Source organism: Arthrobacter sp. 10N44_2 (assembly GCF_056394385.1).
In genome coordinates, this window is record NZ_JBFTHT010000024.1 from 1 (window position 1) to 15,814 (window position 15,814).

8 protein-coding genes are annotated in these 15,814 nt (G+C 66.7%); 2 read left to right on the forward strand and 6 right to left on the reverse strand.

The annotated features are described in order from the left end of the window. Positions 1-379 precede the first annotated feature (379 nt). From AC1DBX_RS19050 to AC1DBX_RS19060, 3 genes are read right to left on the reverse strand one after another with little or no spacing between them, the layout of a single operon-like run. The gene (locus AC1DBX_RS19050) at positions 380-4,105 is read right to left on the reverse strand and encodes a 1,4-alpha-glucan branching enzyme (RefSeq protein ID WP_476932464.1); all 3,726 of its coding nucleotides are present in this window, start codon (positions 4,103-4,105) and stop codon (positions 380-382) included. 1 nt (position 4,106) lies between these two features. Then, positions 4,107-5,903 carry a maltose alpha-D-glucosyltransferase gene (gene treS / locus AC1DBX_RS19055; protein ID WP_018774200.1) on the reverse strand — a complete coding sequence of 599 codons (1,797 nt, stop codon included), beginning with the start codon at positions 5,901-5,903 and terminating at the stop codon, positions 4,107-4,109. A 5-nt stretch (positions 5,904-5,908) separates the two neighbouring features. After that, on the reverse strand, positions 5,909-7,981 hold the full coding sequence (locus tag AC1DBX_RS19060; protein WP_476932465.1) for an alpha-1,4-glucan--maltose-1-phosphate maltosyltransferase: 2,073 nt from the start codon (positions 7,979-7,981) through the stop codon (positions 5,909-5,911). Positions 7,982-8,132: 151 nt separating this feature from the next. On the opposite strand from AC1DBX_RS19060, the gene glgP reads away from it, so the two are divergent. After that, positions 8,133-10,751, forward strand: a complete 2,619-nt coding sequence (glgP, locus tag AC1DBX_RS19065) for an alpha-glucan family phosphorylase (RefSeq protein WP_476850584.1) — start codon at positions 8,133-8,135, stop codon at positions 10,749-10,751. A 45-nt stretch (positions 10,752-10,796) separates the two neighbouring features. Here the strand turns inward: glgP and AC1DBX_RS19070 are convergent, their stop codons facing one another. Further along, a complete protein-coding gene (locus AC1DBX_RS19070; RefSeq protein ID WP_476932466.1) occupies positions 10,797-11,153 on the reverse strand; it encodes a barstar family protein in 357 nt (118 codons plus the stop codon). A 22-nt stretch (positions 11,154-11,175) separates the two neighbouring features. Beyond that, a complete protein-coding gene (gene glgX, locus AC1DBX_RS19075) occupies positions 11,176-13,290 on the reverse strand; it encodes a glycogen debranching protein GlgX (RefSeq protein WP_476858130.1) in 2,115 nt (704 codons plus the stop codon). Between the two features lie 115 nt (positions 13,291-13,405). Here glgX and AC1DBX_RS19080 point away from each other — a divergent pair, with 115 nt between their 5' ends. Further along, positions 13,406-14,209, forward strand: coding sequence for a carbon-nitrogen hydrolase family protein (locus AC1DBX_RS19080; protein ID WP_476932467.1), 804 nt, complete (start codon positions 13,406-13,408; stop codon positions 14,207-14,209). Between the two features lie 589 nt (positions 14,210-14,798). On the opposite strand, the gene rlmB is transcribed toward AC1DBX_RS19080, so the two are convergent. Then, the gene (rlmB, locus tag AC1DBX_RS19085; RefSeq protein WP_230010241.1) at positions 14,799-15,800 is read right to left on the reverse strand and encodes a 23S rRNA (guanosine(2251)-2'-O)-methyltransferase RlmB; all 1,002 of its coding nucleotides are present in this window, start codon (positions 15,798-15,800) and stop codon (positions 14,799-14,801) included. Positions 15,801-15,814 lie beyond the last annotated feature (14 nt).

The following is a 15,814-nucleotide window of genomic DNA, read 5'->3' on the forward strand; positions in this document are numbered from 1 at the left end:
GCCCGGCAAATTCAACCAATTCAATACAATAAATTGGTATCAACAAACTTGGCACACTATTGAGTTCTCAAACAACAGACACACCCGGCACCACCACAACCAACAAACAGTCAAGGATCGCTCCGGAGCAACTTTTCAAACTTACCCGACCGCTTCACCCTAGTCAAATCGGCGATCCAGACTCATTCTTGCCATAGGCTTCTGGGTCTTGGTGGCCGTTCAACTCCGGGGAGCAGCGCGGAAATAAACTCTACCACCACTTGGGCCGGCTGACAAAGCGGCACCGAAGACGGTGCAGAAAAGCCCGGAATCACGGGGATTCCGGGCCTCTCGCAAACACTTCCCTACGCCCGCCAGGTCTGCTGTCCGGGCGCTGCGCCTAGCCCAGCGGCTTGAAGTACGCGGCCCCTAGCGGAGGCAGGCTGACGGTGAGCATGGCCGGCTGTCCGTCCAGGCCGTCCTTCGTCGCGGTCAGGGTTCCGGTGTTCTCCACCCCGGAACCGCCATAGCTGGCGGCGTCGGTGTTGAGCACTTCCTGCCACTCGCCGGCGGCCGGGACGCCGAGGAGGTAGTCCGTGTGCGGCCCGCCGGAGAAGTTCACGGCGCAGACCAGCGGGTTGCCGTCGGCGTCACGGCGGATGAACGTCAGCACATTGCGGTCCGAGTCTCCCCCATTGATCCACTGGAACCCTTCGGGCTGGTTGTCCCGCTCGTACAGTGCCGGCGTGGAACGGTAGAGCTCGTTGAGGTCCTTGGTCAGGAGCTGCATGCCGTTGTGTGCCGGGATGTCCGCGAGCCACCAGTCCAGGCCGTACTGCTCCGACCACTCCGCTTCCTGGCCGAATTCGGTGCCCATGAAGATCAGCTGCTTGCCCGGGTGGGCCCACTGATATCCCAGGAATGCGCGCAGGTTTGCCAACTGCTGCCACCGGTCACCGGGCATTTTGCGCAGCATGGAGCCCTTGCCGTGCACAACTTCATCGTGGCTGATGGGCAGCAGGAAGTTTTCCGTGAAGGCGTAGACCATCGAGAACGTGATGGTGCCGTGGTGCCACCGGCGGTTGTACGGGTCCTCGGCCATGTATTTGAGCGAGTCGTGCATCCAGCCCATGTTCCATTTGAGGCCGAAGCCCAGGCCGCCGCCGCTCGTGGGCGCCGTGACGCCCGGGAATGCGGTGGATTCTTCGGCAATCATGACCGCGCCGGGGTGGGTTTTGTAGACCGTGGCGTTGACCTCCTGGAGGAAGGAGATCGCTTCCAGGTTTTCGCGGCCGCCAAAACGGTTTGGCTGCCACTGACCCTCTTCGCGGGAGTAGTCGAGGTAGAGCATGGAGGCGACGGCGTCCACGCGGAGCCCGTCGATGTGGAACTCATCGAGCCAGTACAGGGCGTTGGCCACCAGGAAGTTACGCACCTCCCTGCGGCCGAAGTCGAAGATCAGCGTTCCCCAGTCCGGGTGTTCGCCCAGGTTCGGATCGGCGTGCTCGTACAGTGCTTCGCCATCGAACCGGGCCAGGGCCCACTCGTCCTTGGGAAAGTGCGCCGGGACCCAGTCGAGGAGGACGCCGATGCCGGCTTGGTGGAGTTCGTCAACGAGGTGGCGGAATTCGTCCGGGTGCCCGAAGCGCGAGGTCGGCGCGAAGTACGAGGTGACCTGGTAGCCCCACGAGCCGCCGAAAGGGTGCTCGGCCACAGGCATGAACTCCACGTGGGTGAAGCCGAGCCATTTGACGTATTCCACGAGTTCCTTGGCCAGTTCGCGGTAGCCCAGCCCCACCTTCCAGGAACCGAGGTGGACCTCGTAAACACTCATGGCCGAGTTGTGCGGATCGCGGGCGGCGCGGGCCTGCATCCACTCGGCATCCTTGAAGACGTAAGAGGGCTCCACCACCCGGGATGCCGTCAGCGGCGGGACTTCGGTGCCGAAGGCCAGCGGGTCCGCTTTTTCCACCCAGTATCCGTGCCGGGTCCTGAGTTCAAATTTGTAGCACGCCCCTGCTACAACCCCGGGAATGAAGACTTCCCACACACCGGTGGAACCGAGGGAGCGCATGGAGTGTTCGCGGCCGTCCCAGCCGTTGAAGTCGCCCTTGACGCGCACTGCCTGGGCGTTCGGGGCCCAGACGGCGAAGGACACGCCGTCGACGTCGCCAAGCGAGGACTTGTAGTGCTGCACGTGCGCGCCGAGGACATCCCACAGACGCTCGTGCCGGCCCTCACCGATCAGGTGCAGGTCTACTTCGCCGACGGTTGGCAGGTAACGGTAGGGGTCGTCCATGACCTGGGGCTCGTGGTCCTTGTAGGTCACCTCGAGCCGGTAATCCGGCACATGGCCGCGCTCGAGTGGCTCCATCACGGCCACCCATACGCCGCTCGATTCGTGCGTCATGGGCGTCGAACCTGCCGACGTCACGACCGAGACCGCTTCCGCCAGGTGCTTGACCGTCCGGATGGTGACATGGCCATGGTCATCGAGATGGGCGCCGAGGACCGAGTGGGGCGCGTGGTGTTCGCCGCTGGAGACCCTTGCAAGGGTCTCGCCATCCACGGGCAGTGGTGTGCCGGGCCGATCGATACGTGCTGATCCTGTCATTTTTATACCTTCCGCTGCGGCTTCGGCGGCGACGCCGGAACCTGTACTGCCGAGGAGACGACGCGATGCGTTCACCGGGATGGAGAGCCAGTCCGGCCTGTTCCTTAGTTCGTAGATGACTTCGTAGAGGGCTTTGTCGAGCCACAGCGCCACAAAGAGCGGCGAGTCGCGGTCGATGCTGCCGGGAATGACGTCGGCGTAGCCGGCCAGGAAGGCCTCAGCGCAGTCATCCACCCAGGTCCCGGGCACCACGGCTCCGGGGTTTTCGCGGACGGCGGCTCCGGCGGCGTAGTCGAAGGACCGCAGCATGCCGACAACGTCGCGAAGGGCGACGTCCGGGAAGTTGCGCTCGGAGATGGGGCGCAGGGGCTCGCCCTCGAAGTCGAGGATGGCCCAGCGCGGGGGGCCCCCCGGCTCGCCCGGGACCATGCTGCCGGGCACCTGCAGGATCTGCCCGAGGTGGAGGTCGCCATGGATCCGCTGGAGCGGGCCTGCGCTGGTGCCCTCGAGCCGGCCGAGGAGACCGTTCAGCGCTTCTTCGTAAGGCCCGACGGCCTGGCCGGCCTGGGCCCAGGACTGACGGACGCGCTCGGCTACTCCCGGCGCGATGTCCTGCCCCGGCGCAGATTCGGCGGCTGTGCCCAGAGCCTCGGCGAGCCGGCGGTGCACGGTGGCCGTGGCCGCGCCCAGCGCGTGGGCTTCTGCAGCGAACCCGATCCCCCGGCTGGCCGCGTCCACGGCGAGCCGCCACGCATCGAGTCCGCCGGCGAGGAATTCGTGCGCCACAGCCAGCTCACCGGAGGCGGGACGGACAGTGGCAGGACGGCGGGCATCTGATGGCTCCGGCCCTGCTGCGGCCGCCGGCACCTCCCACTCGCCAGCCACCCAGCCAAGGGTTGCCGGGACCTCCGCGGTGTGTCCCGCAGTCAGCGCCGCACCGATTTCAACCTCGGGATTCTGGCCTTCGGACAGCACCCGGAAGAACTTCACGATGGCGACTGTGCCGCCGTCCTCGTCGTCGACGATCACCGAGCTGTTCGATTGCTCGCCCGAGAGGACCTTGACCTTGCCTGTTGCGAACGGCAGGCGGTAGCCGGACTCCACCAGGTGGCCGGTGGCGTTGCCCGACGGCGTCGTTGCGCCGTGCCGCATGAGCTCCAGCCAGGCGGCGACGAAGGAGGCGTCGTGGACGCCGTCGTACACCCACTGGTGGGCGGCATCAGCGCGGGTGCCGGGAAGTTCGCCGATCAGCGCGCGTTCTGCCCCCGGCAGGGGTTCTGGCCGGAAACTGAGCGGCACCTGGACGACGTCGGTGCGGCTGCCGCCGGGCGTGGGGTAGGACACCGCGACCAGCAACACCTCGAACGTGGCCCCGCCGGCGGCGGTCTCAAGGCGCAGGCCGCCCGCCGGTTCGAAGGTGAACTCGGCGGTCTTGACAGGGAACCATCGCTGGCGCGGGAGCCAGGCGCCAAGCAGTCCGCTCAAGGCCGGGGCAAGGGCTGGTCGCGTCATCTCAACCCTCGATGGACAGGACGGGCATCGCCTGTGTGAACGGGGATGCCGGGTTGGAGGCGGCGGAACGGATCCGCAACCAGAAGAAATCGTGGCTGCCCAGGGTCAGCGTCAGCGTTCCGTCATCGCCGATGGCCGGGAAGGCCTGGCCGCCGAAGACGTCCCGGAGGCCGCGGCCGGCGAAGTTCGGCACCCGCAACGTGGCAGCCACGGGGTGCTGTGAGAGGTTGAAGGCGCACAGGATGGTCTCGGCGTCCTCGCCGGCGGCGTTGCCTTCCGGGAGCTCACGCAGGTAAGCGAGGACGACGTCGTGGTCAGCCTCCACATGCTTGAATCCGCCGAGCCCGAAGGCGGGGTGGTTCTTGCGGACGCTCAGGATCTGGCGGGTCCAGCGCAGCAGGGACCCCGAATGTGCGGCCTCGGCCTCCACGTTCGCCATGCTGTAGTTGTAGACCAGCGACTGGATCACCGGCAGGTACAGCTTGCCCGGGTCGGCGCTGGAGAACCCGGCGTTCCGGTCCGGGTTCCACTGCATCGGGGTGCGGACCGCGTCGCGGTCCTCGAGCCAGATGTTGTCCCCCATGCCGATCTCGTCCCCGTAGTACAGGAACGGGCTGCCCGGCAGGGACAGCAGCAGGGCGTTGATCAGCTCGATCTCGGAGCGGGAGTTATCCAGCAGCGGGGCCAGCCGGCGCCGGATGCCGATGTTGGCGCGCATGCGCGGATCCGGCGCGTACCAGCCGAGCATCGCGGCGCGTTCGTCGGAGGTGACCATTTCCAGCGTCAGTTCGTCGTGGTTGCGCAGGAACGTGCCCCACTGGGCGCCTTCGGGAATGTCCGGCGTGTCCTTCATCGTCTCGATGATGGGGGACGCCTTCTGGTCCCGCAGCGCGTAGTACAGCCGCGGCATGATCGGGAAGTGGAACGCCATGTGGCATTCCGGTTCCTCTTCGGTGCCGAAATACTCCACCACTTCGGCGGGCGGCTGGTTGGCCTCGGCAATGATCACGCGGCCCGGGTAGCTTTCATCGACCATCCGGCGCAGCTGGCGGAGGAATTCGTGGGTCTGCGGCAGGTTCTCGCAGTTGGTGCCCTCCTCCTCGAACAGGTACGGGATGGCGTCCGCCCGGAAGCCGTCGATGCCCTGGTCCAGCCAGAACCGCACGACGTCGAAGAGCGCGTCAATGACCTTGGGGTTCTCGAAGTTCAGGTCGGGCTGGTGGCTGAAGAACCGGTGCCAGAAGAACTGCCTGCGGATGGGGTCGAAGGTCCAGTTGGATTCCTCCGTGTCCACGAAGATGATGCGGGCGTCTTCGTACTTCTCGTCCGTGTCGCTCCACACGTAGAAGTCGCCGAAGGGACCATCCGGGTCCTTGCGTGACTCCTGGAACCACGGATGCTGGTCGGAGGTGTGGTTCAGCGGAAGGTCGATGATCACCCGGACGCCGCGGGCATGGGCCTCGGCCACGAGCCGTTTGAAGTCGCTGATGGTGCCGAACTCGTCCAGCACGGAGTTGTAGTCCGAGATGTCGTAGCCGCCGTCGCGCAGCGGTGACTGGAAGAAGGGCGGGAGCCACAGGCAGTCCACCCCCAGCCACTGCAGGTAGTCCAGTTTCTCGATCAGGCCGTGGAAGTCACCCGAGCCGTCTCCGTTGCCGTCGGCGAAGCCCCGGACGAGCACCTCGTAGAAGACCGCCTTGCGGTACCAGAGGGGATCGTGCTGGAGGCCCGGGGCATTCAATTCAAAGCTCCCCCTCGGGCTGAAGTGCTGGCTCGGGTTCTGCGGGCTAAAACTCACTGGCACTACCTCCGGATGCTAAGAATGTGAACGGGCTCGACGTGCGGGTCCAGGCGGACGTAGTTGTACTCCCCCCATTCCCAACTCTCGCCGGTCAGCAGGTCATCAACCATGAAACGGCCGTTGTGTGTGAAGTTCTCCGGGTCCAGTTCCAGCGCCGGCAGGTCCAGGGACACCGTGCCCTCCCGGGTGCCGTGCGGGTCCACGTTGACGACGATGATCAAGGTGTCCTTGGTCCCGTCCGCGAGGGTCTTGTGCTTGGAGAACACCACGGTGGAGCTGTCCGAGCTCTGGTGCACCGTCAGGTTCTGCAGATCCCCCAGGGCCGGGTGCGCGCGCCGGATCCCGTTGAGCCGGGTCAGGTACGGGGCCAGGGTGCGCCCCGATTCTGCCGCCGCGTCCCAGTCGCGGGCCTTGTACTCAAACTTCTCGTTGTCGATGTACTCCTCGGCGCCCGGGCGCGCCACGTGTTCGTAGAGCTCAAAGCCGGCGTACACGCCCCAGATGGGGCTTGCCGTCGCGGCCAGGGCGGCACGGATCTTGAAGGCCGCCGGGCCGCCGAACTGCAGGTATTCGGTGAGGATGTCCGGGGTGTTGACGAAGAAGTTCGGCCGGAAGTAGGCCGCCGACTCGTGGCTGACCTCCTGGAAGTACGTCTCCAGTTCTTCCTTGGTGTTCCGCCAGGTGAAGTAGGTGTAGGACTGCTGGAAGCCTGCCCGGCCAAGAGCGTGCATCATGGCCGGGCGGGTGAACGCCTCGGCGAGGAAGACGACGTCGGGGTGCTTCTTATTGACCTTGCCGATCAGCCATTCCCAGAACCAGACGGGTTTGGTGTGCGGATTGTCCACCCGGAACACTTTGACGCCGTGGCTGACCCAGAGCATCACAATCCTTAGAATTTCGTTGGACAGCCCCGCGGGGTCGTTGTCGAAATTCAGCGGGAAAATGTCCTGGTATTTCTTTGGCGGATTCTCCGCGTAGGCAATAGTGCCGTCGACGCGCGTGGTGAACCATTCCGGGTGGCTTTGCACCCACGGGTGGTCGGGCGCGGCCTGCAGGGCCAGGTCCAGGGCCACCTCGAGTCCCAGCTCACCGGCCCGTGCCACGAAGGCGTCGAAGTCCTCGAAGGTGCCCAGATCCGGGTGGATGGCGTCGTGGCCGCCCTCGTGGGATCCGATGGCCCACGGCGAACCGGGATCGTGCGGTCCGGCGATCAGGGTGTTGTTCGGCCCCTTGCGGTGCTGGCCGCCGATCGGGTGGATCGGCGGCATGTAGATGATGTCAAAGCCCATGGCGGCGACGGCGTCGAGGCGCTGCGCGGCGGTGCGGAAGTTGCCGGAGGTCCATTCCCCCGTGTCGTGGTTGCGCACGGCACCTTCGGAGCGGGGGAAGAATTCGTACCAGGCGCCGGCTCCGGCAAGCGTTCGCTCCACCAGCAGCGGGTAGGGCTCGGAAACCGTCACAAGTTCGCGGATGGGCTGGCGTTCGACGACGGCGGCGACGTCGGCACCGAAGCCGGCGGCGAGGCGTTCCTCGGGTGTCCGGGACGTATCTGAGAGGACGACGACGGCCATCCGCAGCGTTCTGCGGTCACCAGAGGGGCGGGAGGCGTCTTCGGAGGCTTCAGCCAGCAGGGCGGCACCTTCGGACAGCATGAGCTCGACGTCGATGCCGGCCTCCACCTTGACCTCGGCGTTGTGGTGCCAGGTGCCGTAGCGGTCGTGCCAGGCCTCGATGACGAAGGACCAGTTGCCAGTGGCGGGCGGGGTCAGGAGGCCTTCCCAGCGGTCCGTGCCCATTCCCCGGGGTCCGCTCGGCGGGGCGAGGCGGACCCGCTGCCGCTCTTTGCCGCGTGGGTCGAGCAGGACGGCGCTGACCCCGAGCTGGTCGTGTCCCTCCCGGAACGCGGTGGCTCCCACGACAATGGTTTGGCCCTCGACCGCTTTGGCGGGAAACTTTCCGCCCTCCACCGAAGGCTGCACGGCGGTGATCGGAAAGCGGCCAAATCGAAGGCCATCCGTGATCAGGGCCTTGGGCTTTTGCTTGGACACGGCGCTGGTTCGCGAGTTATTCGTCACAGCCTCGACGTTATCTACAAAACGGCCAGAATGCTAAGGCCTCGAACGTTTTCCGGAGGTTTCTGGTTCTGGTCGGAGTGATATCCGTCATTTACGGGAAAGAATCTTAAAGCAGTTCCGGGGCAACGACTTGTCCGTTAGTGTTTCGCTGGTGAAGGCAATCCGCAGATTTACCGTCCGAACCGTACTCCCGGAGTCGATCCGGCCGCTGGCCCGGCTCGCCACCAATCTCCGGTGGTCCTGGCATCCGCCCACCCGGGAGCTTTTCGAGGGGCTCAACCCCGGGGTCTGGGCGGAGAGCGCCCACGACCCCGTGACTTTCCTGGGCCTGGTCAGCCGGGAAGAGCTGCAGCGCCTCGCCGCGGACCAGGACGTGGTGCGGCGCGTCCACGCCGCGGCCGATGACCTCGACCAGTACCTGGAACAGCCGCGCTGGTACCAGAGCCTGGGCGACGGCGCGCCGGCATGCATCGCCTATTTCTCGCCGGAGTTCGGCATCACCGAGGTCCTGCCCCAGTACTCGGGCGGCCTTGGCATCCTGGCCGGGGACCACCTGAAGGCGGCCTCGGACCTTGGCGTGCCGCTGATCGGCGTCGGACTCCTGTACCAGGCCGGCTACTTTAAGCAGTCGCTCTCCCGGGACGCCTGGCAGCAGGAAACGTACCCGGTCCTCGACCCCGACGGGCTGCCCCTGACGCTCCTGCGCGAGGCCTCCCCGGACGGCAACGGCAAACCGGTCCAGATCTCCCTGCCGCTTCCCCAGGGCCGGCGCCTGCTGGCGCACGTGTGGCGGGCCGACGTCGGACGTGTGCCGCTGCTGCTGCTGGATTCCAACGTTCCGGGCAACGACGAGGCTGCCCGCGGCATCACCGACCGCCTGTACGGCGGCGGCGGAGACCACCGGCTGCAGCAGGAGCTCCTGCTGGGCATGGGCGGGGTCAAGGCGCTGCGGGAGTTCCAGCGGCTCACGGGTGTCCCCGCGCCGGAAGTCTTCCACACCAACGAGGGCCACGCCGGATTCCTCGGCGTCGAGCGGATCCAGGAATTGATGTCCGGCACGGCGCCGCTGAGCTGGGAGGAGGCCCTGGCCGCCGGGCGGGCGTCCACGGTGTTCACCACCCACACGCCGGTGCCGGCGGGGATCGACCGCTTCGAAATCTCCCAGATTCAGCACTTCTTCGAAGCCGGCCTCGCCCCGGACGTCCCGGTGGCCAAGATCCTGGACCTGGGCCGCGAGGACTTCGCCGACGGCAACCCGTTCGTGTTCAACATGGCCGTGATGGGGCTGCGGCTGGCCCAGCGGGCCAACGGTGTGGCCAAACTGCACGGCGTGGTCTCGCGCGGGATGTTCTCCGCCCTCTGGCCGGGCTTCGACCACTCCGAAATCCCCATCACCTCCGTCACCAACGGCGTGCACGTCCCCACTTGGGTGGACCCCCGCATCGCCGCGCTGGCGCGGGACCACTTCGGTGCCGAGGCGGAGGCGCAGGGCCGGTGGGACCTGGCCTACAACGTCACCGACGAGGACCTCTGGGCGTTGCGGCGCGAGATGCGGGTGTCCCTGGTCGAGGATGTCCGGCGCCGGCTCCGGGCCGCGTGGAAGAAGCGCGGCGCGGCCGACGCCGAGCTGGCGTGGACGGACTCCGTCCTGGACCCGGACGTCCTGACCATCGGCTTTGCCCGCCGCGTGCCGACCTACAAGCGGCTGACCCTGATGCTGCGCGACCCGGAACGGCTCAAGGCGCTGCTGCTGCACAAGACGCACCCCATTCAGCTGGTCATCGCAGGGAAGTCCCACCCGGCGGACGATGCCGGCAAGAAGATGATCCAGGACCTCGTCCGGTTCACCGACGACCCCGCCGTGCGGCACCGGATCGCGTTCCTGCCCAACTACGACATCGCCATGGCCCGGACCCTGTTCCCCGGCTGTGATGTGTGGCTGAACAACCCGCTGCGCCCCCTGGAGGCCTGCGGTACCTCCGGCATGAAGGCTGCCCTGAACGGTTCGCTGAACCTCTCGGTCATGGACGGCTGGTGGGATGAGATGTACGACGGCGAGAACGGCTGGGCGATCCCGACCGCCAACAACGACGCCTCCCCGGAGGAACGCGACGACATCGAGGCGGCGGCTCTGTACGAGCTGCTCGAAACGCAGGTGGCGCCGCGGTTCTACGGGCTGACCGTATCCGACGCCGCGGGCGCTGCCGGACCGTCCCAGCCCGGCCCGCAGGCCGTGCCTACGCACTGGGTTTCGATGATCAAGCACACCATGTCCCACCTGGGCCCGGCGGTTTCCGCGGAACGGATGCTCCGGGACTACGTCAACGTCCTGTACCGGCCCGCCGCGATCGCAGGACGCCACGCTGTGGCGGACAACTACGCCCAAGCCAAGGCCCTGGCGGCATGGAGCTCACGGGTCCGGGCCGCATGGCCGCACATCCAGGTCGAACACGTCGACTCGGTGGGGGTCTCCGAGGACCCGCAGATCGGCGATCTGCTGCAGGTAAATGCGTACGTGGCGCTGCGTGAGCTCTCACCGGACGACGTCTATGTTGAGGTGGCCTACGGCCGGGCCGAGGACACCGACGAGCTGACGGACATCACGGTCGCGGAGCTCAAGGCCGCCGAAGACCTCGGCAAGGGCCGGCACCTCTTCAGCGGCACGCTGGTGATCGACCGTTCGGGGTCCTTCGGCTACACCGTGCGTGTGCTCCCCAAGAACGATGCCCTGGCCTCAAAAGCGGAGCTGGGCCTGATCGTCAACGCCTGACCGTCACCGCGGCCTGACCGTCACCGCGTGGCGTGCTAGCTCTCTTTAGAGGCAGACGGCGATGACGTCCAGGCTCTTGCCGGCGTAGCCTTCGGCGTCCTGCAGCGTTTCGCAGATGACGCCGAAGGAGCGGTCCGCGCGGAGCGCGGCGGGCACCTGCCAGATGAACGTGACAGGGGCCTCGCCGTCGTCTGTCACGGCATCCGCGACGTCGTGCAGCGAATCGTGCAGGGCATCCAGGTCCGTGCCGTAGTCCTCGGGGACGTCCAGGAGCTCGCCGAACGTGTCCAGGACCGCCTGCTTGGTGTCGGCGGCGGGGACCACCATGGCGCGCCGGCCGGCGTCGCCGATTTGCGCCGTGAGTTCTTCGATGGTCCAGGTCTCTGCCGAGTAAATCTTCATGGGGTCCTTAATCTCGAATTGTTTAGGTGCGGTAGATATTGATCGTGTTGGCCTGGACGAGGTCGCGCTCACCGGAGGCGACGCGGGCGCCCTGACGCCGGTCATGGAGTTCGGACGTCGTCACGCGGAGTTCGAAGAGCCGGTGCCCGGTGCCGTCCTCGTTGCTCAGCCGCGGCAGGGTGACCTTGACGTCGTCGGCGCCGCCGTTGACCACCACGAGGCCGTCGACGTGCCCGTCGTCGGACCCGAGCAGGAGCTGGATCACCCGGTGGCCGGGGTCATGCCACGTGTCGGCGGACATGGGCTGGCCGTCCACATCGAACCAGTGGAAGTAGGACTGGTTGTCACGCGCCGGGTAATCATGCGGCTGGCTGGCCAGAAACTCCTTGCGCAGCCGGATGACGCGCTTGGTGGTGCGCAGCATCGCATGGGATTCCGTGGTGCTGGTCCAGTCGATCCAGGTCAGTGCATTGTCCTGGCAGTAGGCGTTGTTGTTCCCCTGCTGGGTCCGGCAGATCTCGTCCCCGGCGGTGATCATGGGTACGCCCTGGGAAATCATCAGGCAGGCCATCAGGTTCCGCCTGCTTTGGGCGCGCCGGGCGAGGATCTCGCCGTCTTCAGTGGGGCCCTCGAAACCGTGGTTGTAGCTGCGGTTATCGCCGTGGCCGTCCCGGTTCTGCTCGCCGTTGGCCTCGTTGTGCTTGCGGTCGTAGGCCGTCAGGTCGGCCAGGGTGAAGCCATCGTGGGCCGTGATCAGGTTCAGCGAGGCGAGCCGGGACCGGCCCGAGGACTCGAACAGCCGGGCGGAACCAGAGAGGGCGTCCGCGAGGCGGGCCACCGGGCCGCCGCTGCCGCCGCCGTCGATCGCTGCGCGGTCGGCGAGCCAGAAGCTGCGGACGGCGTCGCGGAAATGATCGTTCCAGTCCACCCACCCGGCGGGAAACCGGCCGGTCTGCCAGCCGCCGTAGCCCACGTCCCAGGGTTCGGAAATCAGCTTGACGCCGGACAGGACCGGATCGGCTCCGACGGCGACGAGGAAGGGGTGCCGCGGATCGAATTCGTTGGCGCTGTTACGGCACAGCGTGACGGCGAGGTCGAAGCGGAACCCGTCGATGTGGAACTCGCTCACCCAGTAGCGCAGGGAATCCAGCACCAGCTGTACGACGCGGGGTTCGCCGAAGTTCAGGCTGTTGCCGCAGCCCGTGGTGTCCACGTACCTGCCGTGGCCGTCGTTGCGGTAGTACTGCATCTCGCCCAGGCCGCGGAAGCTCAGGGTGGGACCGTCCGTGCCGCCCTCGGCGGTGTGGTTGTACACGACGTCGAGGATGACCTCGAGCCCGGCGGCATGCAGCAGCTTGACCATGCCCTTAAACTCGTCCTGGACCGCGTGGGCGCCGGCGGCCTGGGCGGCCTCGGTGGCGTAGCCCGGATGCGGGGCGAAGAATGCGGCCGTGTTGTAGCCCCAGTAGTTCGTTAGCCCGAGCTGCTGCAGGTGCGGCTCGTCCACGTGGAAATGCACGGGCAGGAGCTGGACCGCCGTGACGCCCAGCGAGATCAGGTGCTCGATCATGGCCGGGTGGGCCATCCCGGCGTACGTCCCCTGCAGGTCCTCCGGAATGTCCGGGTGCAGCTTCGTCTGGCCCCGGACGTGGGCCTCGTAGACGATCGTGTTGCGCCACGGGACCCGCGGGCTGCGGTCCAGACCCCAGTCAAAATCGTTGCCGACCCGGACGCTGGTGATCAGCCCCTCGCGTTCGTCGACGGCCCGGCCATAGGGGTCCATCAGCAACGGCTGCTCGCCGACGGCATCGAAATTCGTGGCGGGCATGGACAGCGGGAGGGCCTCGTGTTCCGGGGAGGACCGGAAGCCATAGCGCGAGCCGGCGGGAATGCCCTCAACAATTCCGTGGTGGACGCCGTCGGTGACGTTGGGCAGGGTCTTCACCTGCCAGGTTCCCCCGGGCGCCTGATATTCGATCTCCAGCGTGGTTACGCCGGGCGCGTAGACGGCCACGTTGGCGAACGCGCCCCGGGGATCGTCCACTGCCGGCGACCCGGTATGTGGAACGCTGATCCCCAGCGGAAACGCCCGCGAAGCGTCTACGGTGGAAGCGGTATCTATGTAAGACATAACCATTGCTTAAAGCTTAGCCGGGCCAGACAAATGGCCCCCGTTTTCGTTTTCATGACGTTTTGCAGTGTACGGACCGCCGCACTGCATACTGTAATGGAGCGCCGAGTTGGAGGTAATTGTGCGCGTTGCACTAGCCCAAATCATTACCGGCCGTGACGTGGCCGCAAACCTGGACCTCGTGGACGCCTATGCGCGCCAGGCCAAGGCCGGCGGCGCGGACCTGGTGGTGTTCCCGGAAGCCACCATGCGGGCCTTCGGCAATTCGCTCCTCGATATCGCCGAGCCGCTGGACGGCCCGTGGGCATCCCGCGTCCGCGCCCTCGCCGCGGAGCTCGGCATCGTGGTCGTCGCCGGCATGTTCACTCCCGGCACCGCCCGCAACGGCGCCAAGGTGCGCAACACCCTGCTGGTCACCGGCCGCGGCCTCGAGGCCAGCTACGACAAGATCCACCTGTTCGATGCTTTCGGTTTCGCCGAGTCGGACACGGTCGACGCCGGCACCTCCCCCGTCACCTTCGAGCTCGACGGCGTGACGTTTGGCCTCGCCACGTGCTACGACGTCCGCTTCCCGGACCTGTTCACGGAAAACGCGGACCGCGGCGCCGACGTCAACATTGTGTGCGCCTCCTGGGGCTCCGGCCCCGGCAAGGCCGAGCAGTGGAAGCTACTGGCCCGAGCCCGCGCCCTGGACTCCACCACCCTGGTCCTCGCCTGCGGCCAGGGCGACCCCGCCAGCGTGGGTCACCCGGTCAAGGGCTCCGCCCCCACCGGCGTCGGGCACTCCGTGGTGGTCTCCCCCATGGGCGACGTCCTCGAAGAACTCGACGGCGCCCCCGGCCTGCTATTCGCGGACTTGGACACCGCCGCAGTTAAGGACGCCCGAGCTAAACTCCCGGTCCTAGCCAACCGGCACAGGTTCTAAGACACCGCAGCCGTTCGCCCTAGTCACCTCCGTGGATACTGACGGTTTGTTGCTTCCGTTTGTGGTCACCACCCGCGGACACCGGCGCCCTGCCGTCGCTTAGACACCTCCCGCCGCCTACTTCGGCCGCTGGGCGGCCTCATCCGGCTCTGGTCGGCGATGCGCTCCTTTGCAGGACCCCGGCGCCCGCTCGAATTAAGCCCCGCCGTGGGACTACTTCAGCAAAAGAACGCTCCCTCACGTTTCGCACGCTAAAGGCACACGCTCCCTCACGTCTCACGTGCTAAAGGCAAACGCTCCCTGCGGAATCGCGCGTAGGTGACAGAGGCCTCTTCTGTTCGCGCCTTAAATGCAAAGGCTCCCCCACAAGATGTGAGGGAGCGTTTGCCATCCACCCGACAAAGGTGAGGGAGCGTCACAGACGGAAGCGGAGTTTTGCTAAGGAGCGCATCGCCGACCAGAGCGTAGTGAGGCCGCTCGCGGCCGAGCGGAGCGTCGGGAGGTGTCTAAGCGACGGCAAAACTGCGGTTCCGGCGGAACCCAACCCCGACTCAGGTGACTGGGAACTGAACCGCCACCGGAGCACGGACTACTTAGCGGCGCGCTGGCGGGAGATTTCGTAGAGGGAGATGCCGACGGCCATGGAGGCGTTGAGGGATTCCATGGCGGAGTCGATCGGGATGGAGACGATCTGGTCGCAGTTTTCGCGGACCAGGCGGCTCAGGCCCTTGCCCTCGGAACCGACGACGATGCACACCGGTTCGGTGGCCAGGGTGAGCTCGGGCAGCGAGACGTCGCCGTCGCCGTCGAGCCCCAGGACGTAGATCCCCATGTTCTTGAACGCCTTGAGCGTGTTGTTCAGGTTGGCCGCGCGGGCGACCGGGACGCGGACGGCTGCACCGGCGCTGGTCTTCCAGGCCGAGGCGGTGACGCCCACGGAGCGGCGCTCCGGGACGACGACGCCGTGGCCGCTGAAAGCCGAGACGGAGCGGATGATCGCGCCGAGGTTTCGGGGATCGGTGATGCCGTCGAGCGCGACGAAGAGCGGGGCGTTGGCTACGTGGCCCTTCTTCCAGGCCGCGAGGGTTTCTTCGGCGAGCTCGTACGCGTCCTGGTATTCGTACGGCGGGATCTGCAGCACGAGGCCCTGGTGGATGGCGTCGTCGGTCATCCGGTCGAGCTCGGGCTTGCCGGTTTCCATCAGCGGGATGCCGCGTTCGGCGGCCAGCTTCAGGGATTCCTTGACGCGGTCGTCCATTTCGATGCGGACGGCGACGTGCAGGGCCTTGGCCGGGATGCCGGCGCGCAGGGCTTCGACCACCGAGTTGCGACCGGTGACGACCTCTTCGGTGGCGCGCCCCTTGGGACCGGAGCGGCCGGTGCGGGCGGCGGCGCTGGTAGTGCGGCTTCCGCTGGCGCGCTTGGCCTCGGAGCGTTCGGCGAGCTGCTTGTTTTTGAACGCCTTGTGGTAGGGGCGGTCCTCCGCCTTCGGCGTGGGGCCCTTGCCCTCCAGAGCCTTGCGGCCGTGACCGCCGGTTCCGACGGAGGGGCCCTTCTTCAATTTGACCGAGCGGCGACCGTTGTTGGCCATGAGTTTCACCCTTT